This window comes from Actinomycetospora callitridis (assembly GCF_028737265.1).
GTDB classification, from domain to species: Bacteria; Actinomycetota; Actinomycetes; order Mycobacteriales; family Pseudonocardiaceae; genus Actinomycetospora; species Actinomycetospora callitridis.
This window is the reverse complement of the sequence record NZ_JAQZAK010000011.1, coordinates 155444-175123: the sequence shown is the minus strand read 5'-3', so window position 1 is coordinate 175123 and position 19680 is coordinate 155444. Positions and strand designations below refer to the sequence as shown.

Sequence of the window (19680 nt, the reverse complement as noted above, 5' to 3'; positions counted from 1 at the left end):
TATGTCTCGCTAGGTATAGCAGTGTTATGTATCGTGCGGCAAGTGCCCCGGACCCCCGATCCCGCCGTGCGCGTCGCGCTCATCGAGCAGGCCGCCGCGATGCTCGTCGCGCGCGAGCCGGTGACGCTGCGCGCGCTCGCCGGGCGCGTCGGCACGTCGACGATGGCCGTCTACACGCACTTCGACGGCATGCCGGGGCTGTGGGGCGCGGTCCGGCAGGAGGGGTTCGCACGCCTGGCCCGCGGTCTGGCCGAGGTGTCCCCGTCCGACGACCCCGTGCGCGACCTGGCCGCGCTCGGCGCCGCCTACGCCGCGAACGCGGTGGAGAACCCGGCGCTCTACCGCGCGATGTTCGACGCCGCCGCGGACCTGCCCGACCCCGGGGCCGCCGGCGCGGGGTTCGCGTTGCTCGTCGACGCGGCGCAGCGGGCGGTCGACGCCGGCCGCTTCGTCGACGCCGACCCCGCCGCCGTCGCCACGCGCTTCTGGGCCTCGGGGCACGGCGTGCTCCTGCTGGTGCTCTCCGGCGTCCTGCCCGACGACGCCCTCGACGAGCACTCCCCGGCCCTCGCGACGGCGGTGTTCACCGCCGCCGGCGACGACCCGGAGCGCTGCGCCGCCTCGGTGCGGGCCGGATGGGCGGGGTCGTAGGTCCCTCGGGGTCGTCGACAGCTCCGGCTGCCTCACCCTCCGGGACGACGCTTCGACAACCGAAGCATCGTCCGCGCAGGACCGACCGTCCCGTCGCTCGCGACGCCGGGTCCACCGCCGCCCGCGACGACCCGGAACGTCGCGCCGCCTCACCCTCCGGGACGACGCTTCGACAACCGAAGCGTCGTCAGCGCAGGACCGACCGTCCCGTCGCTGCCGACGATCGGCGTCCGTCGAGGCCGGGCGCTAGGTTCCGCGCCGTGGACCCCGCCGCCCTCGTCGCCGACACCCCCCGCGCCCAGGCCACGGCGCTGCGCGAGGGCCGGGTCACCGCCGTCGACCTCGCCGCCGCGGCGGTCGCCGCCTCCCGTGCGCTCGACGCCGAGGTGAACGCGTTCCTCGCGATCGACGCCGACGGCGCGCACGCCGCCGCACAGGAGGCCGACCGCCGGCGCGCCGCGGGGGAGGACGGCCCGCTGCTCGGGGTACCGATCGCACTCAAGGACGACCTCGACGCCACGGGCCACGTGACGTCGTGGGGCACGCGCTCGCGCCGGACGCCGGCGCGTGCGGACGGTCCGATCGTCACCGCCCTGCACCACGCGGGCGCGGTGCCGATCGGGCGGACGACGCTGCCCGAGCTCGCGCTCTACGGGTTCACCGAGTCGGCGTTCTCCGGCATCACCCGCAACCCGCTCGACCCGACGCGCACCTCGGGCGGGTCGTCCGGCGGGTCGGCGGCGGCGGTGGCGGGCGGCGCCGTCGGGATCGCGACCGCGAGCGACGGCGCGGGCTCCATCCGCATCCCCGCCGCGTGCTGCGGGCTCGTCGGGATCAAGCCGGGCGCCGGGCGAACGCCGGGCGGCGGCTGGAACGGGCTGTCGGTCCAGGGCTGCCTGACACGCCGGGTCGCCGACTCCGCGCTCTACCTCGATCTCGTCGGCGACTTCCCGAGCCCGCTCGCGACCGCCGCGGAGCAGGAGCCGCCGGCCCTGCGGATCGGCGTCGACCTCGCCTCGCCCGTGACGCCCGCGCTGCCCCTCGACCCCGATCTCGAGGCCGCGGCCCGCCGGTCGGCCGAGCTCCTCGCCGGGCTCGGGCACGAAGTGCGCGACGTGCGGCTCCGCTACGGCGCCGCGCCGGCCGGGTTCGTCGCCCGCATGCTGCACGGCCTGGCCACAGCGGCCGGGGACGTCGACGACCCCGCGCTGCTCGAGAGCCGCACCGCCGACGTGGCGCGCATCGGGCGGCTCGTCCCCGACGCCGCGATCCGGCCGGCCCGTCGGCAGGGGGAGGCGTGGGGACGCCGGGTGCTCGCCGACCTCGGTGTCGACGTGCTGCTCACGCCTCCGGCCCGAGGACCGGCGGTGCCCGTCGGGCACTGGGCGGGGCGTCGGGGCCTGCCGACCATGCTCGCCCAGGCCCGGCACTACGCCCACACCCCGGCCTGGAACCACACCGGCCTGCCCGCGGCGGTCGTCCCGGTGAGCGATACGGGAGGCGGGCTGCCGCCGACGGTGCAGATCGTCGTGGGCCCGGGGCACGACGCGCGGCTGGTGTCGGTGGCGGCCCAGCTCGAGCGCGCGGTGCTCCGGACGGCGCACGGGTGAGTTCCCCGAACGCCGGGTAGCCACGGCCCGGTCCGCCGAGCGCGGGCGCCGCCCAACCCCGGCGGCGCTCCACTCCGCCCCGGGGTTCAGCCTCCGCCCCGTGGTGACGCCGGCGGCCGTCCTGCGCCGCGACCCGTCGGGCGCCGTCCGCCACGAGGAGAGCGATGACCTCCCCCGACGCCCTGCGCCCCGTCCTGGATGCGTTCCGCACGGCGCCTTCGCCACGGGGCGACGGCCGGACCCTGCACAACTGGGCGGTGCTCGCCCGGGCGGCGGCCGAGGACCTGGACGTCGCCCGCCTCGCCGAGGCCCACCTCGACGCCGCGACGATCCTCTCCGAGCTCGGCGGCCCCGAGATCCCGCCCGGCTCGTGCTGGGGGGTGTGGGCGGCGGAGTCGTCGAGCGACAAGCTGATCGCCGAGCCGGACGGGGACGCGTGGCGGCTGACCGGCCGCAAGCCCTTCTGTTCGGGCGCCGCGGGCCCGTGCACCCACGCGCTGCTCACCGCGCACGCCGACGACGGCCGCCGCCTGTTCGCCGTCGACCTCGCCGACGAGGGCCTCGAGGTCACGGCGGGCGAGTGGCAGGCGCTCGGCATGCGGGGCAGCGCGGCCGCGACCGTCGAGCTGCACGCCGTCCCGGCCGTCGCCGTCGGTGGCCCGGAGACCTACCTGGACCGGGCCGGTTTCTGGCACGGGGCGATCGCCGTGGCGGCGGCCTGGTTCGGCGGCGCGGTCGGGGTGGCGGCGCCGCTGCGGCACGCCGGGCGCGTCGGCCGCCTCGACGACCACGGCCTCGCCCACCTCGGGGCCGTCGACGCGGACTTGGCCGCCGCGCGGGCGCTGCTGCGCGAGGCCGCGGCGGCCGTCGACGTCCCGGACGACCGGGCGCACGCCGACGCCGTCGCCACGGCCCGGCGCCGCGCCGTGCGCGTACGCGCGGTCGTCGAGGCCGCGGTGGAGAGCGCGGTGCGACGCACCGGGCGCGCGCTCGGCCCGGGCCCGCAGGCACGCGACGCCGACCACGCGCAGCGGGTCGCCGACCTCGAGATCTACGTGCGCCAGAGCCACGCCGAGCGGGACCTCGCGACCCTCGGTGAGCTCGCCGGCGACCAGGACCTCCTGCTGTGAGCGGGCCGTCGCTGACGGGGGACGGGACGCCCGAGGACGTGTGGTGGGCGCCGGGCGGTCTGGACACGATCCCGGCGCGCGACCCGGCCGCCGTGCGCCCGCCGGGTCGTGTCGTGGTCGTCGCGCCCCATCCCGACGACGAGGTGCTCGGCGTCGGCGGGACCCTCGCGGCCTGGGCTCCGGTCGAGGTGCTGGTCGTCGCCGTGACCGACGGCGAGGGCTCGCACCCGGACAGCCCGACGCTGGCGCCGTCCACGCTCGCCGAGCGCCGGGCCGAGGAGCGCCGCGCGGCGCTCGAGGTGCTGGGGATCGGGGCGAGCGTGCACCGGCTCGAGCTGCCCGACGGCGGGGTCGCCGCCGACGACGTCGCCGCCGGCCTCGGGGCGGTGCTGCGCCACGGCGACACCGTCCTCGTCCCGGTCGACGGTGACGGGCACCCCGACCACGACGCGACCGGCGACGGCGGTGCGCGGGCGGCGCGGCGCGCCGGGGTCGCGTGCTGGCACTACCCGGTGTGGCTCTGGCACTGGGCCGACCCCGGGGCGGTGTCGTTCGACGGCGCCCGGCGGGTGGTGCTGCCCGCGTCCGCCCGGCGCGCCAAGGCCGACGCGATCGGCTGCTTCACCACCCAGATCGCCCCGCTGTCGGACGACCCGCGGGACGCGACGATCCTCTCCGCGCCGGTCCTGGCGCGCTTCCGCCGGGACGCCGAGATCGTGTGGGGGCCGCGGTGACCCTGGGACCCGAGTACTTCGACGCGCTCTACTCCGACGCCGCCGATCCGTGGGGGATCGAGCAGGGCTGGTACGAGGAGCGCAAGCGCGCGGTCGTGCTGGCCGCCCTGCCGCGCCGGCGGTACGCGCGCGCCTTCGAGCCCGGCTGCGCGTCCGGCGCGCTCTCGGTGGGGCTGGCGGAGCGCTGCGACGAGCTCGTCTGCTGGGACCCCGCCGAGCGGGCCGTCGAGGCCACGCGAGCGCGGTTGGCCGACCGGTCCGGCGTGCGCGTCGAGCTCGGCGCGCTGCCGGAGCGTGCGCCCGACGGGACGTTCGACCTGGTCGTGGCCTCGGAGGTCGTCTACTACCTCGACGCGGGCGACCGTGAGGCGTTCTGGCGGGCGGTCGAGGACGCCCTCGAGCCGGGCGGGCACCTGGTCGCGATCCACTGGCGGCGCGAGGCGCCGGAGTACCCCGTCGAGGGCGACGCGGTGCACGACGAGCTGCAGACGCGACCGGGCCTGGCACGGGTCGTGCGCCACGAGGAGGCAGACTTCCGGCTCGACGTCCACGCCCGGGTGCCGCCGCCGCCGCGCTCGGTGGCCGAGGAGACGGGGCTGCGGTGAGGCCGGTCCTGGGCGTCGTGGTCCCCGCCCACGACGAGGAGGAGCTGCTCCCCGCCTGCCTCGCCGGCCTGCGGGTCGCCGTCGGAGCCGTCGCCGACCGCGTGCGGGTGGACGTGCTCGTCGTCGCCGACGCCTGCACCGACCGCACCGAGGCGGTGGCCCGCCGGTGCGGGGTCGAGGTGCTGCGGCTGGACGCGCACACCGTGGGGCGGGCGCGGGCGGCCGGGGCGTCGTTCCTGCTCGGTCGCGGACCGTCGTGGCTGGCGACGACCGACGCCGACTCCGTGGTGCCGCACGACTGGCTCGCCGCCCAGCTCGACGCGCGCGCCGAGGGCGCCGACGGCTGGGTCGGCACCGTCGACGTCGCGGACTGGCGGGGCCTGCCGCCCCCGGTGCGGAGGCGCTACCGCGACGCCTACGAGAACGGCGACGGCGACGCGCACCGTCACGTCCACGGGGCCAGCCTCGGGATCGCGGCGCGCGCCTACGAGGCCGTCGGCGGCTTCCCGCCGCGGGCCACGGGCGAGGACGTCGCGCTCGTCGACCGCCTGGACCGCGCCGGGTTCCGCGTCGTCCGCGACGGCGCGCATCCCGTCGCCACCAGCGCCCGCACCGTCGGTCGCGCCCCGGACGGCTTCGCGGGACACCTGCTCGGGCTCGCGGGCAGGCGTGTCATCGCCGACCCATCGGGTACCAGGTGGGTGGAGGATCCCCGTCCGGACCAGCGGCGGGGACGTGACAACGGCTCGGCGGCCCACATCTCCTGAGGAGCACCGCCGGCCGGTACGACCGCTCAAGACCCGCGGCGGTGACCACACCAGTCGTGCGCCCGTATCGGGCGCCGCCCGTCCCGGGAGTCGCACCATGGTCGATCCCCTGTCCCCGCGAGCGCGATCGTGAGCGCCGAATCCGCCGCGTGGCGCGCCCACGTCGACGCCGCGCTCGACCCGCGCTTCGAGCGCGCGTTCGCGATCCTCGACGCCCTGCAGGCCGAACGTCAGCGACCCCGGCCCGAGCAGAAGGCCTCCCGGGTCCTCTGGTTGCGCCGGGAGCTCGGCTATCTCCTCGCCGAGATCGACGGGCTCCGGCAGCCCCGCGCCCCGCGAGGGACGCGCTGACGGCCGTGGCACGCGGACGATGCGCTCCGCCGTCGCGGTCGGTAATGTTCCCATCACGCTTTTCGCGGTTGAGACCTCCACGCCGCTACGGACGCCGCGGTCCGGTTCCCTTCGGGGAGATCGGACCGGCCGTGCACGACGAGGAGGTCCGATGACCATCCAGTCCGATGCCCCGGTCCACGGGGCGGTCGACGACGTCGAGCTGCCCGTGGACCCCGCCCGGCGCCGCCGCGCCGCGCTCGCCGAAGCCGTGGCCCACGCGGAGCCCGCCGTGGTGGGCAACCGACGCGGCGCCGTCGGCATCCGCACCTACGGCCCCGGGTGCGTCGCGCTCGCGCTGCGCGGACGCTTCGATCGCGCGGGGATGGAACGTCTCCGTGCCCTGAGCAGCGAGATCGAGCAGCACGCCCACGCGGAGCTCGTGATCGACCTCGCGGGGCTCGACCACTGCGACCCGGCGCTGGCCCGCGTGATCGCGCGCCTGCGCATCCGCTGCCTCGCGCGGGAGGCCCGCGTCGAGCTGCACGAGCCGCCGGAGGCGCTCGCCGCCGAGCTCGGCCAGTTCCGGCTCTAGGGAGGACGTGGTGACCGACCGCGACGATCTGCGCGTGCGCAAGGCCCTGCAGGGCATGGCGTTCCCCGCGGACCGCACGCAGGTGATCTCGTACGCGATGGACCGCAGCGAGCGCGACGAGAAGACCCTCGCCGCGCTGCAGGCGCTGCCCGACCGCACGTTCTCGACCGCCGACGACGTCGTGATCTCGGTACCCCATCGGCCCGGCCGGGCCTGAGCACGCCGCGGGTGGCACGGTCGGTCCCGTGCTCACCGACACCGACCACGCCCACCTGCGGCGCTGCGTCGAGCTGGCTCGCGAGGCGCTCGACGCCGGCGACGAGCCGTTCGGATCGGTGCTCGTGGGTCCCGACGGTGGCGTCCTGCACGAGGACCGCAACCGGATCGCGGGCGGGGACGCGACCCGGCACCCCGAGTTCGCGCTGGCCCGGTGGGCGGCCGCGGAGCTGACCCCGGCGGACCGGGCGGGGAGCACCGTCTACACCTCGGGCGAGCACTGCCCGATGTGCTCCGCCGCGCACGCGTGGGTCGGGCTGGGTCCGATCGTCTACGCGAGCTCGGCGGCCCAGCTGACGGCGTGGCGGGAGGAGTTCGGCGCGCCGCCCTCGCCGGTGCGTCCGATCCCGATCCGCGAGGTCGCGCCCGCCATCGACACGGAGGGCCCGGTCCCCCCGTTCGACGAGGAGGTCCGGGCCCTGCACCGCGCGTCCCTACGTGAGCGAAGTTCCCGGCCATAGCCAGGAACTTCGCTCACGGGTCAGAAGCCGTTGGGGTCGTAGGCGGTGGTCTCGAAGGTGCCGTCGGCGTCGGTGTCGACCGCGGAGGTGTCGAAGTCGCCGTCGTTGTCGGTGTCGACCAGGACGACCTCGCCGTAGCCGTCGGCGTTCGTGTCGACGACGGCGGACTCGAAGGAGCCGTTGTGGTCGGTGTCGGCGATGACGGTGTCGACGGCGCCGTTGCCGTCCTCGTCGGTGGACACCGAGTCGATGTTGCCGGCGGCGTCGGTGGTGTAGGTACCGGCCACGGTGCCGTCGGCGTGGTAGACGGTGCCGTTGGAGAAGGAGTAGGTCTCGGCGCTCATGGTCTGCTCACTCTCGGTCTGTTCGCGGTGCCCGGCTGGTGGGCTCTCGGCACTGTGACGACGCGAGGAGCTGGGGATGTTCCGCGACGACCGACAATTTTCTCCGCGAGGACGCGGTTACCGACGGTGTTCAGTCGTCCTCATCGCCGTTGCGGTCGTCGTCCCGGATCCCGCCGGCGGCCGCCTCGGCGGGGGTGACGACCTCGATCGAGCCGAACGCGCCGTTGGCGTCGACGACCACCTCGGGCAGCGTCGCGCCGTTGGGCGGCACGGCGCAGGCCTGCTGGCACTCCGTGCTGCCGAAGATCATCGTGCCGGTCGTCCGGACGGTGACGCCGGGCGGGACGACGACCTCGGTGTTGCCGAACAGCGTGGCCACCTGGGCCTCCGGGTCGCCCGGCGCGACGCTCACGGTGCGGCTGCCGAAGATCGCGCCGCCGTCGTCGGCCGTCACGAGGTGTCCGCCGACGAAGACCGCGGCCGCCGCGATCACGAGCGGCACGACCACGCCGCCGAGGCGCTCGTGCCACGGCTTGCGCGGAGCCGCCTCGACAGGCCGGTCGTCGACGACGGTCGGGCGTTCGGCGGGCACCGGGGTGGCGGGGCTCGGCAGGTCGACGACCAGGGCGTCGAGCTCGCGCTGGGTGCGGGCCGCCCAGCACTCCCGGGTGCGCTCGTCGTACTCCACGAGCGTGAGCACCCCGTCGTCCAGCGCCGCCCGCAGGCGATCGTCGGTGGCGCGCCGCTCGCGGTCGCCGATCCGCATCTCGGGGGCGGGGTGCTCCGCGCTCATGGGGCCATCCTGCCCGCCGCGGGTGGCGACGGAGTGACGGTGCGTCAGCCGCGTCGACGACGCGCCGCGAGCAGCGCCCGGTCGTCGGGGTCGTCGGTGCGGGTGAGGGCCGCCTCGAGCGCCCGGTCGGCCTCGTCGTCGCGGCCCAGCCGGCCCAGGAGGTCCGCCCGGACGGCGTGCAGGAGGTGGTAGCGCTCCAGTCGCTCCGCGAGCGCGTCGACGATCTCCAGCGCGGCGGCCGGACCCTCGGTCTCGGCCAGCGCCACCGCCCGGTTGAGCGCGACCGTCGGGCTCGGGGTCAGCGCGAGCAGCTGGTCGTGCAGGGCGACGATCTGCCGCCAGTCGGTCGACGCGGTGTCGGGCGCGGACGCGTGCACGGCGTTGATCGCGGCCTGGACCTGGTAGGGCCCGGGCCGGTCGCGGCGTAGGCACCGGCGGACGAGGTCGAGGCCCTCGTCGACCATGGCCCGGTCCCAGCGCGTCCGGTCCTGGTCGGCGAGCAGCACCCGCGCGCCGTCGGCCGACGTCCGTGCCGGCCTGCGCGCCTCGGTGAGCAGCAGCAGCCCGAGCAGCCCGAGGACCTCGGGCTCGTCGGGCATCAGCTGCGCGAGCAGGCGCGCGAGCCGGATCGCCTCCGCGGCGAGGTCCTCCCGCGTCGCCGTCGCGTGGCCCTCGGTGAAGACCAGGTAGACGACGGCGAGCACACCGGGCAGGCGGTCGGGCAGGTCGGCGTCGCGGGGCACGCGGTACGGGATGCGCGCGGCGCGAATCTTGTTCTTCGCGCGCACGATCCGCTGCGCCATCGTCGCCTCGGGCACGAGGAACGCGCGGGCGATCTCGTCGGTGCCCAGCCCGCCGAGCAGACGCAGGGTCAGGGCCACGCGTGCCGGCAGGGCGAGCGCGGGGTGGCAGCAGGTGAAGATCAGGCGCAGGCGATCGTCGTCCACCGGTCCCTCCTCCTCCTGCGGGGTGTCGTCGTCGGGCGGCGGTTCCTCGCGGGCGGCCCGGTGCTCCTTGTCCCGCCCCACCGCGTCGCGGCGGAGCCGGTCGAGGGCCCGGCGCCGGCCCGTGGTGACGAGCCAGCCGCCGGGGTTGGCTGGCACGCCGTCGGCGGGCCAGCGCGTCAGGGCGACGGTCAGCGCGTCCTGGACCGCGTCCTCGGCGAGGTCGATGTCGCCGAGGACGCGGGTCAGGGTCGCCACGCACCGCCCGTACTCCTCGGCGACGATCCGCTCGATCGCCGCCGAGGACGGGACGTGGCGCATGGTGCGATCGCTCACGGGGCCCACTGGAAGGGCCGGACCTCGATCGCCAGCCCGATCGCCTCGGTGGAGCGCCGGCCCCAGTGCAGGGCGGCGTCGAGGTCGGGCACGTCGATGATCGTCAGGCCGCCGACGTACTCCTTGAGCTCGACGAACGGCCCGTCGGTGACCAGGACGTCGTCGCCGCTGCGCCGCAGGACCGTCGCGGTGTCCGGGGCCTCGAGACCACCGGAGAACACCCAGACGCCGGCGGACTGCATGTCGCTCTGGAGCGTCGCGACGTTGCCCATGATCGCGTTCATCTCGTCCTCGGTCGGCGGCTCGCCGTCGGAGGGGGTGACGACGCTGAGCAGGTAGTGGGCCATGAGGTCCTCCTCGGTGGGTGGGCGGGCACGGCGCCCGCACACCCCTCCACGAACGGCCGGGGCGCCGATCGACAGGTCCGCCCGAGAAATCTTCTCCCGGGAACGGAGCGCTCAGCGTCCCCGGTCGGCCACGGCCGTGATCACGGCGGCGCGGGCGACGTACCAGGCCCGGCTGGCCCACCACCCCGCGGCCACGCCGTGCCAGACGACGCCGGCGGCGAGGACGAGGACAGGACGGACGGACATACGGACCTCCGGGGAAGCGACTCGGGGGCTTCCTATCCTCCGCCGCGTCCCCGCCGCACCCGACACGCGACGTCGGACGGGTGGTGGACGACGAGGCTTCACCCGGCGTTCGTCCCGGGCCCCGGCATGATGGCGCGGTGATCAGGGCGAGGCGGCGGGCGTGGCTCGTCGTCGTGGTGCTCCTGCTCGCCGCGGGGTGCTCGACGACCCCGTCCCGAGGCGCGGTCACCGACACCGGCCCCGAGGGGCCGCGGGACGTCTACCTCCGGCCGTTCGCGTGGAACTCGATCTGGAACCTCCCGCTGTCCACGGCCGCGCAGTACGCCCCGTTCGACGCGCAGATCGACGAGCTCTACCCCGACATCGAGAACATCTCGGTGGACCCGGACGCGCCGGTCCGTGAGCTCGACGCGGACCCCGGCGGCTCCGTGCACGTCGACCCGGCCCTGCGCGCGGACGGCAGCTACAACAACTGCTCCACCCTGCTGCTCGACACCCCCGACCGGACCACGGTGATCCAGGGCCAGCCGATGCGGCTCTCCCGCGGCGGCGACCCGAGCTGGGAGCACGGCTGGCCGCCGATGTCGCTGACCGGTCGCGGGATCGAGGGCTGTCACGGCGGGTCGGGGCTGTCGGGGATCGGCGGCACGCTGCGTCAGGGCGAGCTCTCCGGGACCCGGCCGATCCGGCACGCCCTGAAGATGAGCCTGCCGTGCCAGACCAGCTGCTCCACCGCGGACGGCGGCTACCGCTGGCCCGCGGTGAAGTCCGACTCCGGCTACGAACGCACGTACGGCGGCGACGACGAGAACGTCGGGATGGGCACGCTGCTCGCCCTCCCGCCCGACGTCGACGTCTCGCGCATCACCGATCCCCACGCGCACCGGATCGCCGTGGCGCTCCAGACCTACGGCGCCTACGTCGTCGATTCCACCGGCGGCCCTCCCGCGGGCTCGTTCGACGTCCAGTCGACCGCCGTCCGCGAGTTCCCCGACATCGACTCCGGCGCGATGCGTCGCGTCGTCGCCCAGCTCGCCGCCGTCACCAACAGCACCCGCGAGACCCCCGGCGGCGGCGAGCTCGGCACGCCCCGCCGCGCCCCGTGCGCCCCGGCGTTCACCGACGGGACCGGGGGCGCGCCTCCCGGGTGCTGAGCGGTGTCAGTCCCGGGCGAGCCCGTGCAGGAGCAGCGTCGCGAGGGCCTCGTAGGCCTCGGCGTCGGCCAGACCGGTGGTGCCGGCGATCCGCCGCTGCTGGATGGCGACCATCGTCGCGGTGATCACCTCGGCGGCGAACGACACCGGGACCTCCCGGAACGCGCCGGCGGCGACGCCCTCGCGGATCAGGTCGCCGACGCGACGCGCGGCGGCTTCGGTGTTGCGGGCGTAGACCTCGGCGGCGGGCGGGAAGCCGGCCATGTCGTCGAAGAAGCGCGCCGAGGCGGGCGCGAGCTCGGCGGCCACGGCGCGCAGGTAGGCCGCGACGCGGTCGGTGGGCGCGGCGACCGCGGCCACCGCGGCCTCGACCCGCGTGGTGGCGCGCTCGAAGAAGTGCACGACCGCGGTGCGCACGAGCTGCTCCTTCGACCCCGCGAGCGCGTAGAGCGTGCGCTTGGAGCAGCGCAGGCGGCCGGCGAGCTCGTCGAGCGTGAGGTGGGCGAAGCCCTCGGCGAGCAGCAGGTCGACCAGCGCGTCGAGGAGCTCCGAGTGGCGCGCGGCACCCCGTCGGGTCGGGCTCGGAGCGGACACGGACCTACCCTAGCGCTCCTGCTATCGGTACTCTAGGACCGATTTCAGTACCGATAGGAGTACCGCCGATGGCCGTCGACCGGCTGCTGCCCACCCAGGAGTCCGAGGACCTGCTCGAGCTCACCCGCGAGATCGCCGACAAGGAGCTGGCGCCGCGGGTCGAGGAGCACGAGCGGGCCGAGACGTACCCGGAGGGCCTGTTCGCCACCCTGGGCGAGGCCGGCCTGCTCGGCCTGCCCTACCCCGAGGAGGTCGGCGGCGGGGGCCAGCCCTACGAGGTCTACCTGCAGGTGCTCGAGGAGCTGGCCGCACGCTGGGCCGCGGTGGCCGTCGCGACGAGCGTGCACTCGCTGGCGTGCTTCCCGCTGTTCACGTTCGGCACCGAGGAGCAGAAGCAGCGGCTGCCCGAGATGCTCGCCGGCGGGCTCGTCGGCGGCTACAGCCTGTCCGAGCCCCAGGCGGGCTCCGACGCGGCGGCCCTGCGGTGCAGGGCGGAGAAGGTCGACGCGGGCTACCGGATCACGGGCACCAAGGCGTGGATCACCCACGGCGGCGTCGCCGACTTCTACGCCCTGTTCGCCCGCACCGGCGAGGGCTCGCGCGGCATCTCGTGCTTCCTCGCGCCCGGGCAGGCCGAGGGCCTGGAGTGGGGGAAGCCCGAGGAGAAGATGGGGCTGCACGCGATCCCCACGACGACGGCGAACTGGGACGGCGCGGTGCTCGACGCCGACCGTCTGATCGGTGCGGAGGGGCAGGGCCTGGAGATCGCGTTCTCGGCGCTGGACTCCGGCCGGCTCGGGATCGCGGCGTGCGCGGTGGGGCTCGCGCAGGGGGCGCTGGACGCCGCCGTGGACTACGCGAACGAGCGCTCGACGTTCGGCAAGAAGATCGTCGACCACCAGGGTCTCGGCTTCGTGCTCGCCGACATGGCCGCGGCCGTCGACTCGGCCCGCGCGACCTACCTCGACGCCGCGCGCCGACGCGACCTCGGGCGTCCCTACGGCCGCCAGGCCAGCGTGGCCAAGCTCGTGGCCACCGACGCGGCGATGAAGGTGACCACCGACGCCGTCCAGGTCTTCGGCGGCTACGGCTACACCCGCGACTTCCCGGTGGAGCGCTACATGCGCGAGGCCAAGATCATGCAGATCTTCGAAGGCACCAACCAGATCCAGCGCCTCGTCATCAGCCGGCACTTCGCCCGCTGATCCGCCGAAGCGACGACCCGTCCCGCTCCTCCGTCGCGCGACGGGCAGATCGCCGGCGGTGGGCCCGCTGACCCCGTGAGCGAAGTTCACGGCTATAGCCGTGAATTCCGCTCACGTGGCTAGCCGCCCCACGTCACCTGGCGGAGGCCGTGGCGGTCGGGCGGGCCGGGTTGGGCGGCGCCGTCGGGCGAGACGGGCGAGCCGTGGGACGTCCCGCCCTCGCGGGCCTCGCGCTGGTCCCCGCCCGACGGGGTCGCGCCGTCGTCGAGCTCGGCGAGCCGGGTGCGCAGCACCTCGATCACCGGCATGCGCGAGGAGTGCGCGCGCTCGTGGTCGAGCAGCCCCTGCACCTCGTCGCGCTCGAGCGACCGGATGCGGTGCTTCACGGTCTCGACCGTGGCGTGGTCGAAGTCGGGGAACGGGGGTGTGTCGGCCACGAGTACCTCCTGCGGGCGGTGGGGCCCGGGGCCTACCCGTTCACGAGGTCGTCGCACTCTCCCCGGGTTGGTTCAGCAGCCCGATCACGCGCTTCTTGACGAGGAATCCCACGGTGAGGCCCACGATCACCGCCACGACCAGGCCGGCCCAGGAGAACCGCCTCAGCCAGGTCTCGGCCGCGATCCCGAGCGCGTACACCGCCGCCGTGGTGCCGAACGTCCAGAGCACCCCGCCGACGACGTTCGCGGGCATGAACTTCCGGTACGGCATCCGCAGGGCGCCGGCCAGGGGACCCGCGAAGATCCGCAGGATCGCGATGAAGCGGCCCACGATCACCGTCAGCACGCCCCAGCGCTCGAACGCGCGCTCCGCGAGGGCGAGGTGCGAGGGGCCGAAGTGCCGGGGGAAGCGGCGACCGGCCGCCTGCAGCAGGCCCATCCCGTAGCGCCGTCCAACCGCGAACCCGATGGAGTCGCCGACGACGGCCCCGATGAGCGCGGCCACCGCGACCCAGATCGCCGACACCGCGAGCTCGGGGCGGGTGGCCATCAGCGTCGCGCTGACGAGCACGATCTCGCCCGGGAGCGGGATCCCGAAGCTCTCCACCCCGACCACGCCCAGGACGGTGAGGTACACCGCCAGGGGCGGGATCGACTGCAGCCACTCAGCGATCACCGCGCGACCCCCTCTTCCCCGGCACCGACCCGCCGAGCATGACGCACCGTGGCGACGGACGACACCGTTGGGTCAGAAGGGCGACCAGGAATCGGGCGCCGGTCGACACACCGTGACGGATCGGGTGCTACCCGCTGCGCAGCACCCTGCTCCGGCCGCGGAACTCCGCGATCACCTGCCCGTCGCGGAGGCGCGTGACCGTGACGTCGTAGACGCCGCTGCGCCCGTACGCGGTCCGCTCCGTCGCCACGGCCTCGAGCACGTCGGCGGTGCGCGCCGACGCGACGAAGACGATGTCCGCGGCGGCGGCGACGGTCACCGGGCCGGGGCTGTTGCAGGCGCACGCGAACGCGGAGTCCGCGAGCAGGAACAGGTAGCCGCCGTGGCACATGCCGTGGCCGTTCACCATCTCGTCGGTGACGGTCATGGTCAGCCGCGCGCGGCCGTCGACGGCCTCGTGCAGCTCCATGCCGAGCTTGCGGGACGCGGCGTCGTCGTCCCACATGCGGCGCACGGAGGCGCTGATCTCAGGCATCACGCTTCGCCACCAGGGTCAGCACGTCGTACTTGGCGACGGGCTCGCCGGCGGCGTTGACGACCTCGGCGTCCCAGCGCACCTCGCCGTAGGCCGCCGAGGCCCGCGGGGAGATGTCCTTGGCCGTGAGCGTGATCGTCAGCTCGTCGCCGAACTTGACGGGCGTCAGGAAGCGCAGGTGGTCGACGCCGAAGTTCGCCAGCACGGGGCCGGGCGCGGGGTCGACGAACAGGCCCGCGGCGAACGAGACGACCAGGTAGCCGTGGGCCACGCGCTCGCCGAAGAACGGGTTGGCGGCGGCCGCCTCGGCGTCGAGGTGGGCGTAGAAGGTGTCGCCGGTGAACTCGGCGAAGTGCGCGACGTCGGCCTCGGTCACCGGTCGCGGGCCGCCGACGACGGTGTCGCCGGGGCGCAGGTCCTCGAGGTGCTTGCGGAACGGGTGCTCGTCGGTGATCGTGCGCGCGCTGCCCGGCACCCAGCGCCCGGTGATCGCCGAGAGCATGTCCGGGCTGCCCTGGATCGCAGTGCGCTGCATGTGGTGCGCGACGCCGCGCACCCCGCCCATCTCCTCGCCGCCGCCGGCGCGGCCGGGACCGCCGTGCACGAGCTGGGGCATCGGCGAACCGTGGCCCGTCGACTCCTTCGCGTCGGCACGGTCGAGCACGAGCAGCCGCCCGTGCCACGGCGCGACGCCCAGGACGACGTCGCGGGCGAAGTCCGGGTCGGCGGTGACGACCGAGCCCGCCAGCGACCCCTGCCCGCGCGCGGCCAGCGCCACGACCTCGGCGGTCGACGAGTACGGCATGATCATCGACACCGGGCCGAACGCCTCCACCTCGTGCACCGCGGCGGCGTCGCCCTCGGCGCGCAGCAGGACCGGCGACAGGAACGCCCCGCGCTCGGCGTCGGCGCCGCGGACCTCGACCTGCTCGGGGTCGCCGAACACCACCTCGGCGGCGTCGGTGAGCGACTTCAGCGAGCGGCGCACCTCCTCGCGCTGCTCCAGCCCCGCCAGCGCGCCCATCGTCACGCCCTCGGTGGACGGGTCGCCGACGACCACCTGCGCGAGCTTCCCGCGCACCGCCTCGACCACCGCGTCGACCTGCTCGGCGGGCACGAACGCGCGCCGGATCGCCGTGCACTTCTGGCCCGCCTTCACCGTCATCTCGGTGACGAGCTGCGAGACGTAGAGGTCGAACTCCGGGGTGTCGGGCGTCGCGTCCGGGCCGAGGATCGAGCAGTTCAGCGAGTCGGCCTCGGCGGTGAAGCGCACCGCGCGCGCCGAGAGCACCGGATGGGTGCGCAGCTGCCGGGCCGTCGACGCGGAGCCGGTGAACGACACCAGGTCCTGCTCGGTGAGGTGGTCGAACAGGTCACCCACCGAACCGGCGAGGAACTGCACCGCGCCCTCGGGCAGCACGCCCGACTCGACGATCAGCCGGACCAGCTCGGCGGTGAGGAACGCCGTGGGCGTCGCCGGCTTGATGATCGAGGGGACGCCGGCGAGGAACGCGGGGGCGAGCTTCTCGAGCGGGCCCCAGCACGGGAAGTTGTAGGCGTTGACCTGCACCGCGACCCCGCGCAGCGGCGTCAGCACGTGCTGGCCGAGGAACGTGCCGCCCCGGCTCAGCGGGGCCAGGTCGCCGTCGAGCCACGGTCCCGACGCGGGGAGCTCGCGCTTGCCCAGCGACGCGTACGCCGCCAGGACGCCGATGCCGCCGTCGACGTCGAACTTCGAGTCGCCCTTCGTCGCGCCGGTGCGCGCCGAGACCGCGTAGAGCTCCTCGCGGTGCTCGCGCAGGTACCCGGCCAGGGCCTTGAGCAGCGACGCGCGCTGGTGGAACGACAGGTCCCGCAGCGCGGGGCCGCCGGTGTCCCTGCCGTACGCGGCGACCGCGGCCATGTCGATGCCGTCGGTCGCGAGCCGGCCGATCTCCTCGCCGGTGACGGCGTCGGTCATCGGACGGCCCGCCGTGTCGGAGACGGTGGGTGTGACCCACCCGCCGCGGACGTAACTGGGCAGGACGCTCATCGGGACCTCTAGACGTCGTAGTCGACGGTGACTTCGTCGGAGACTGGCAGGGCCTGGCAGGTCAGGACGAACCCGGCGTCGACCTCCTCGGGCTCGAGGGCGAAGTTGCGGCGCATCGTCACCTCGCCGGCGCTCACGTGGGCCCGGCACGTCCCGCACACCCCGCCCTTGCAGGCGAACGGCAGGTCCGAGCGCACCTTCTGCGCGGCGTCGAGCACCGGCTCGGTGCGGGGCAGCGTCAGCACGCTCGCGCGTCCGTTGAGCACCACCGTCACGGTGGCGCCCCCGACCTCGTCGACCGCGTCGTCCTCGCTGCGGTGCACTTCGGGCGGGGGCTCGTCCACGTAGAAGAGCTCGCGGTGCACCCGGGCGCGGGGCACGTCGAACCCGGTGAGCACCTCGCCGGCGGCCTCGACCATGCCCAGCGGCCCGCACAGCCACCAGTGCGCGACCTCGCCGACGGGGACGAGCGCGCCGATCAGCGTGCGCAGGCGGTCGGCGTCGAGACGGCCGTTGAACAGGTCCGCGGCGGTGGGCTCGCGGGAGAGCACGTGCACCAGCTGCAGGCGCGGCCCGTAGCGGTCCTTGAGGTCGGCGAGGTCCTCGCCGAACATCACGGTGTCCGTCCGGCGGTTGCCGTAGAGCAGGGTGACGTGGGTGTCGGCGGCCGTGGCGAGCACCGTCGCGGCGATCGAGAGCACCGGCGTGATGCCCGAGCCGGCGGCGACGAGGACGTGGTGCTCCCCGGCGGTGACGTCGGGGGAGAAGCGGCCCTGCGGCGGCCCGACCTCGATCTCGTCGCCGGCGGTGAGCCGGTCGACCAGCCAGGTGGAGAACAGCCCCGTGTCGACGCGGCGCACCCCGATCCGCGGCGCGGCGCCCTCGGGCGCGCAGATCGAGTAGGAGCGGCGCTCCTCGCCGGCGTCGGTGACCAGGCGCAGCGTCAGGTACTGGCCGGCGCGGAACGCGAAGTCGTCGCCCAGGGCGTCGGGGACGTCGAAGGTGACGGCGACGGCGTCGTCGGTCAGCCGCTCGACGTCGGCGACCCGCAGGGTGTGGAAACCCGCCGCACGGGGGGCGACGCGCTCCGTGGTGGGGGCGCTCATCAGATCTCCTTGACGTGCTCGAACGGCTCGGCGCAGGAGCGGCAGCGACGCAGGGCGGTGCAGGCCGTGGGCCCGAACCGCGACACCTCCTCGGTGTCGGCCGCGCCGCACTGCGGGCACGCGACCGTCTGTGACGGCGGGGCCAGCGTCAGCGGGATGGGGGCGCCCGCGGCCTTCGGCCCGATCCGGTCGGGCGGGGCGACGCCGGCCTCGGCGAGCTTGCGGCGGCCCTCGTCGGAGATCCAGTCGGTGGACCACGGCGGGCTGAAGGTGGTGCGCACCTCGACCGCGTCGTAGCCGGCGTCCTGCAGGGCGGCCCGCAGGTCGTCGCGCATCGCCTCGAGCGCCGGGCAGCCGGAGTAGGTCGGGGTGAGGGTGACGACCACGGTGCCGTCGCCCGCGGTCTCGACGCGGCGCAGGACGCCGAGGTCGGCGAGCGTGAGCATCGGCATCTCGGGGTCGACGACGCGCTCGGCGGCCTCCCGGGCATCGACCAGGGCCGTCACCACGTCGCCCCCGGGTGCGCGCGGGCGAGCGACTGCATGAGGGCGAGGACGCCGCCGAGGGCCTCGGTGTGCACGCCGTCGCGGCCTCCGCGACCGCCGACGAGGCCGACCGCCGGGGTCTCGGGACGGGTGAGCGTCGCGGCGGGCAGGACCTGCGCGACGACCGCGTCGACGTCGCCCCGCAGCTCCGCCGGATCGACGGCGACGCCGGCCTCGACGAGGCGGCGCTCGACGTCGTGGGCCAGGAACAGCTCCTCGACGTGGGGCCACACGCCGTCCAGGCCGGCCTGCATGCGCGCGTGCGAGAGCTCCGTGCCGTCGCCGAGGCGCAGCACCCACTGCGCGGCGTAGTCGCGGTGGTAGGTGAGCTCCTTGACGGCCTTGCCGGCGACGGCGGCGAGCACCGGGTCGCGCGAGCCGGTGAGCCGCTGCATGAGCGCCAGGCGCCACGCGGCGAACACCAGGATCCAGGCGATGGTGCGCCCGAAGTCGCCGAGGTCGGTCTCGGCGAGCGTCACGTTGCGGAACGCGCGGTCGTCGCGGAAGTAGGTCAGCACGTCCTCGTCGTCCTGCGGCCCGACGCGGTACGGCTCGGCGGCGCCGAGGTGCCCGGCGCGCGAGAGCAGTACCCGCGCCTGGCCGAGCAGGTCGAGCGCGATGTTCGCGAGCGCGACCTCCTCCTCGAGCTCCGGGGCCTTCGCCGTCCAGCCGGCCAGGCGCTGCGAGGCAATCAGCGCGTCGTCGGCCAGCATGAGGCAGTAGGTCGCGACGTCGGCCCGGTCGACGCCCTCGGGTGCCGGAGCGGTGATCTCTGCGTCGCCGGCGTCGAACCCGGTGCCGAAGGCCCAGCGGCCGTCGTCGTCCGCGGTCGACAGGGCGTCGTAGACGTTCTCGTCGTGCCCTGGGTGGGGTGAGTGGGTGTCCATCACAGGTGCGGCACGTTGTCGGGGATCTCGTAGAACGTGGGGTGCCGGTAGACCTTGTCCCCGGCGGGCGCGAAGAACGGGTCCTTCTCGTCCGGGCTGGACGCGGTGATCGCGTCGCCGCGGACGACCCAGATGCTCACGCCCTCGTTGCGCCGCGTGTAGAGGTTGCGGGCGTTGTGCAGCGCCATCGTGTCGTCGGGCGCGTGCAGCGAGCCGACGTGCACGTGGTTGAGCCCGCGCTTGCCGCGCACGAACACCTCGTAGAGGGGCCAGACGGCCTTCGGGGTGCCGTCGAAGCGGGGCTCGCCCTCGACGTGGGCGGTGGTGTCGTCGGCCATGC

The 19680-nt window shown here is 75.2% G+C and carries 26 protein-coding genes; 12 read left to right on the top strand and 14 right to left on the bottom strand.

Going from position 1 to position 19680, the window contains the following annotated elements; translation table 11 throughout:
- Window positions 1-42 precede the first annotated feature (42 nt).
- From PH191_RS26210 to PH191_RS26165, 10 genes are all read left to right on the top strand, one after another.
- Window positions 43-651, top strand: coding sequence for a TetR/AcrR family transcriptional regulator (locus PH191_RS26210; protein WP_274197571.1), 609 nt, complete (start codon window positions 43-45; stop codon window positions 649-651).
- A gap of 260 nt (window positions 652-911) precedes the next feature.
- Complete coding sequence (locus PH191_RS26205) at window positions 912-2261, top strand: amidase family protein (RefSeq protein WP_274197570.1); 1350 nt, start codon at window positions 912-914, stop codon at window positions 2259-2261.
- Between the two features lie 164 nt (window positions 2262-2425).
- Window positions 2426-3391 (top strand): acyl-CoA dehydrogenase family protein, encoded by a 966-nt coding sequence (locus PH191_RS26200; protein WP_274197569.1) that lies wholly within the window; start codon window positions 2426-2428, stop codon window positions 3389-3391.
- The gene (locus PH191_RS26195) at window positions 3388-4125 is read left to right on the top strand and encodes a PIG-L deacetylase family protein (protein WP_274197568.1); all 738 of its coding nucleotides are present in this window, start codon (window positions 3388-3390) and stop codon (window positions 4123-4125) included. Before PH191_RS26200 ends, PH191_RS26195 begins: the two co-directional genes overlap by 4 nt.
- Entirely contained in the window at window positions 4122-4730 is a 609-nt protein-coding gene (locus PH191_RS26190; RefSeq protein WP_274197567.1) for a class I SAM-dependent methyltransferase, read from the top strand. The genes PH191_RS26195 and PH191_RS26190 overlap by 4 nt, the downstream gene beginning before the upstream one ends.
- Complete coding sequence (locus PH191_RS26185) at window positions 4727-5497, top strand: glycosyltransferase family 2 protein (protein WP_274197566.1); 771 nt, start codon at window positions 4727-4729, stop codon at window positions 5495-5497. Before PH191_RS26190 ends, PH191_RS26185 begins: the two co-directional genes overlap by 4 nt.
- A 129-nt stretch (window positions 5498-5626) precedes the next feature.
- On the top strand, window positions 5627-5848 hold the full coding sequence (locus PH191_RS26180; protein WP_274197565.1) for a hypothetical protein: 222 nt from the start codon (window positions 5627-5629) through the stop codon (window positions 5846-5848).
- Between the two features lie 151 nt (window positions 5849-5999).
- A complete protein-coding gene (locus tag PH191_RS26175; protein ID WP_274197564.1) occupies window positions 6000-6422 on the top strand; it encodes an STAS domain-containing protein in 423 nt (140 codons plus the stop codon).
- Between the two features lie 10 nt (window positions 6423-6432).
- Window positions 6433-6639 (top strand): DUF2795 domain-containing protein, encoded by a 207-nt coding sequence (locus PH191_RS26170; RefSeq protein WP_274197563.1) that lies wholly within the window; start codon window positions 6433-6435, stop codon window positions 6637-6639.
- A 28-nt stretch (window positions 6640-6667) separates the two neighbouring features.
- The gene (locus PH191_RS26165) at window positions 6668-7159 is read left to right on the top strand and encodes a nucleoside deaminase (protein ID WP_274197562.1); all 492 of its coding nucleotides are present in this window, start codon (window positions 6668-6670) and stop codon (window positions 7157-7159) included.
- 20 nt (window positions 7160-7179) lie between these two features.
- Here PH191_RS26165 and PH191_RS26160 read toward each other — a convergent pair whose 3' ends face one another.
- The 5 genes from PH191_RS26160 to PH191_RS26140 form a co-directional block, all read right to left on the bottom strand.
- Window positions 7180-7503 (bottom strand): hypothetical protein, encoded by a 324-nt coding sequence (locus PH191_RS26160; RefSeq protein ID WP_274192807.1) that lies wholly within the window; start codon window positions 7501-7503, stop codon window positions 7180-7182.
- Between the two features lie 130 nt (window positions 7504-7633).
- The gene (locus PH191_RS26155) at window positions 7634-8296 is read right to left on the bottom strand and encodes a DUF1707 SHOCT-like domain-containing protein (protein ID WP_274197561.1); all 663 of its coding nucleotides are present in this window, start codon (window positions 8294-8296) and stop codon (window positions 7634-7636) included.
- A gap of 44 nt (window positions 8297-8340) precedes the next feature.
- Window positions 8341-9561, bottom strand: a complete 1221-nt coding sequence (locus PH191_RS26150; protein ID WP_274197600.1) for an RNA polymerase sigma factor — start codon at window positions 9559-9561, stop codon at window positions 8341-8343.
- A gap of 11 nt (window positions 9562-9572) precedes the next feature.
- Window positions 9573-9923, bottom strand: a complete 351-nt coding sequence (locus tag PH191_RS26145; RefSeq protein WP_274197560.1) for a YciI family protein — start codon at window positions 9921-9923, stop codon at window positions 9573-9575.
- A 111-nt stretch (window positions 9924-10034) separates the two neighbouring features.
- Window positions 10035-10169, bottom strand: coding sequence for a hypothetical protein (locus tag PH191_RS26140; protein WP_274197559.1), 135 nt, complete (start codon window positions 10167-10169; stop codon window positions 10035-10037).
- 137 nt (window positions 10170-10306) lie between these two features.
- On the opposite strand from PH191_RS26140, the gene PH191_RS26135 reads away from it, so the two are divergent.
- Window positions 10307-11323 (top strand): hypothetical protein, encoded by a 1017-nt coding sequence (locus PH191_RS26135; RefSeq protein WP_274197558.1) that lies wholly within the window; start codon window positions 10307-10309, stop codon window positions 11321-11323.
- A gap of 6 nt (window positions 11324-11329) precedes the next feature.
- Here the strand turns inward: PH191_RS26135 and PH191_RS26130 are convergent, their stop codons facing one another.
- Window positions 11330-11917: a TetR/AcrR family transcriptional regulator gene (locus PH191_RS26130; protein WP_274197557.1), complete on the bottom strand. Its 588-nt coding sequence runs from the start codon at window positions 11915-11917 to the stop codon at window positions 11330-11332.
- Window positions 11918-11985: 68 nt separating this feature from the next.
- On the opposite strand from PH191_RS26130, the gene PH191_RS26125 reads away from it, so the two are divergent.
- Entirely contained in the window at window positions 11986-13122 is a 1137-nt protein-coding gene (locus PH191_RS26125) for an acyl-CoA dehydrogenase family protein (RefSeq protein WP_274197556.1), read from the top strand.
- A 119-nt stretch (window positions 13123-13241) separates the two neighbouring features.
- Here the strand turns inward: PH191_RS26125 and PH191_RS26120 are convergent, their stop codons facing one another.
- From PH191_RS26120 to paaB, 8 genes are all read right to left on the bottom strand, one after another.
- Entirely contained in the window at window positions 13242-13559 is a 318-nt protein-coding gene (locus tag PH191_RS26120) for a DUF8129 domain-containing protein (RefSeq protein WP_274188517.1), read from the bottom strand.
- A gap of 40 nt (window positions 13560-13599) precedes the next feature.
- Entirely contained in the window at window positions 13600-14235 is a 636-nt protein-coding gene (locus PH191_RS26115; protein ID WP_274197555.1) for a DedA family protein, read from the bottom strand.
- A 127-nt stretch (window positions 14236-14362) separates the two neighbouring features.
- The gene (paaI, locus tag PH191_RS26110) at window positions 14363-14770 is read right to left on the bottom strand and encodes a hydroxyphenylacetyl-CoA thioesterase PaaI (RefSeq protein WP_274197554.1); all 408 of its coding nucleotides are present in this window, start codon (window positions 14768-14770) and stop codon (window positions 14363-14365) included.
- On the bottom strand, window positions 14763-16802 hold the full coding sequence (gene paaZ / locus PH191_RS26105; RefSeq protein WP_274197553.1) for a phenylacetic acid degradation bifunctional protein PaaZ: 2040 nt from the start codon (window positions 16800-16802) through the stop codon (window positions 14763-14765). The genes paaI and paaZ overlap by 8 nt, the downstream gene beginning before the upstream one ends.
- Window positions 16803-16810: 8 nt before the next feature.
- The gene (paaE, locus tag PH191_RS26100; protein ID WP_274197552.1) at window positions 16811-17908 is read right to left on the bottom strand and encodes a 1,2-phenylacetyl-CoA epoxidase subunit PaaE; all 1098 of its coding nucleotides are present in this window, start codon (window positions 17906-17908) and stop codon (window positions 16811-16813) included.
- Complete coding sequence (gene paaD, locus PH191_RS26095; RefSeq protein ID WP_274197551.1) at window positions 17908-18417, bottom strand: 1,2-phenylacetyl-CoA epoxidase subunit PaaD; 510 nt, start codon at window positions 18415-18417, stop codon at window positions 17908-17910. Before paaD ends, paaE begins: the two co-directional genes overlap by 1 nt.
- The gene (gene paaC / locus PH191_RS26090) at window positions 18411-19340 is read right to left on the bottom strand and encodes a 1,2-phenylacetyl-CoA epoxidase subunit PaaC (protein ID WP_274197550.1); all 930 of its coding nucleotides are present in this window, start codon (window positions 19338-19340) and stop codon (window positions 18411-18413) included. The genes paaD and paaC overlap by 7 nt, the downstream gene beginning before the upstream one ends.
- Window positions 19340-19678, bottom strand: a complete 339-nt coding sequence (gene paaB / locus PH191_RS26085) for a 1,2-phenylacetyl-CoA epoxidase subunit PaaB (protein WP_274197599.1) — start codon at window positions 19676-19678, stop codon at window positions 19340-19342. Before paaB ends, paaC begins: the two co-directional genes overlap by 1 nt.
- Window positions 19679-19680: the final 2 nt, after the last annotated feature.

Excerpts from the sequence above, each read along its gene's own strand:
- PH191_RS26200 (WP_274197569.1), top strand. The coding sequence starts at position 2,426 with ATGACCTCCCCCGACGCCCTGCGCCCCGTCCTGGATGCGTTCCGCACG.
- PH191_RS26175 (WP_274197564.1), top strand. The coding sequence starts at position 6,000 with ATGACCATCCAGTCCGATGCCCCGGTCCACGGGGCGGTCGACGACGTC.
- PH191_RS26160 (WP_274192807.1), bottom strand. The coding sequence starts at position 7,503 with ATGAGCGCCGAGACCTACTCCTTCTCCAACGGCACCGTCTACCACGCC.
- PH191_RS26155 (WP_274197561.1), bottom strand. The coding sequence starts at position 8,296 with ATGAGCGCGGAGCACCCCGCCCCCGAGATGCGGATCGGCGACCGCGAG.
- PH191_RS26150 (WP_274197600.1), bottom strand. The coding sequence starts at position 9,561 with ATGCGCCACGTCCCGTCCTCGGCGGCGATCGAGCGGATCGTCGCCGAG.
- PH191_RS26145 (WP_274197560.1), bottom strand. The coding sequence starts at position 9,923 with ATGGCCCACTACCTGCTCAGCGTCGTCACCCCCTCCGACGGCGAGCCG.
- PH191_RS26140 (WP_274197559.1), bottom strand. The coding sequence starts at position 10,169 with ATGTCCGTCCGTCCTGTCCTCGTCCTCGCCGCCGGCGTCGTCTGGCAC.
- PH191_RS26125 (WP_274197556.1), top strand. The coding sequence starts at position 11,986 with ATGGCCGTCGACCGGCTGCTGCCCACCCAGGAGTCCGAGGACCTGCTC.
- paaI (WP_274197554.1), bottom strand. The coding sequence starts at position 14,770 with ATGCCTGAGATCAGCGCCTCCGTGCGCCGCATGTGGGACGACGACGCC.
- paaZ (WP_274197553.1), bottom strand. The coding sequence starts at position 16,802 with ATGAGCGTCCTGCCCAGTTACGTCCGCGGCGGGTGGGTCACACCCACC.
- paaE (WP_274197552.1), bottom strand. The coding sequence starts at position 17,908 with ATGAGCGCCCCCACCACGGAGCGCGTCGCCCCCCGTGCGGCGGGTTTC.
- paaC (WP_274197550.1), bottom strand. The coding sequence starts at position 19,340 with ATGGACACCCACTCACCCCACCCAGGGCACGACGAGAACGTCTACGAC.
- paaB (WP_274197599.1), bottom strand. The coding sequence starts at position 19,678 with ATGGCCGACGACACCACCGCCCACGTCGAGGGCGAGCCCCGCTTCGAC.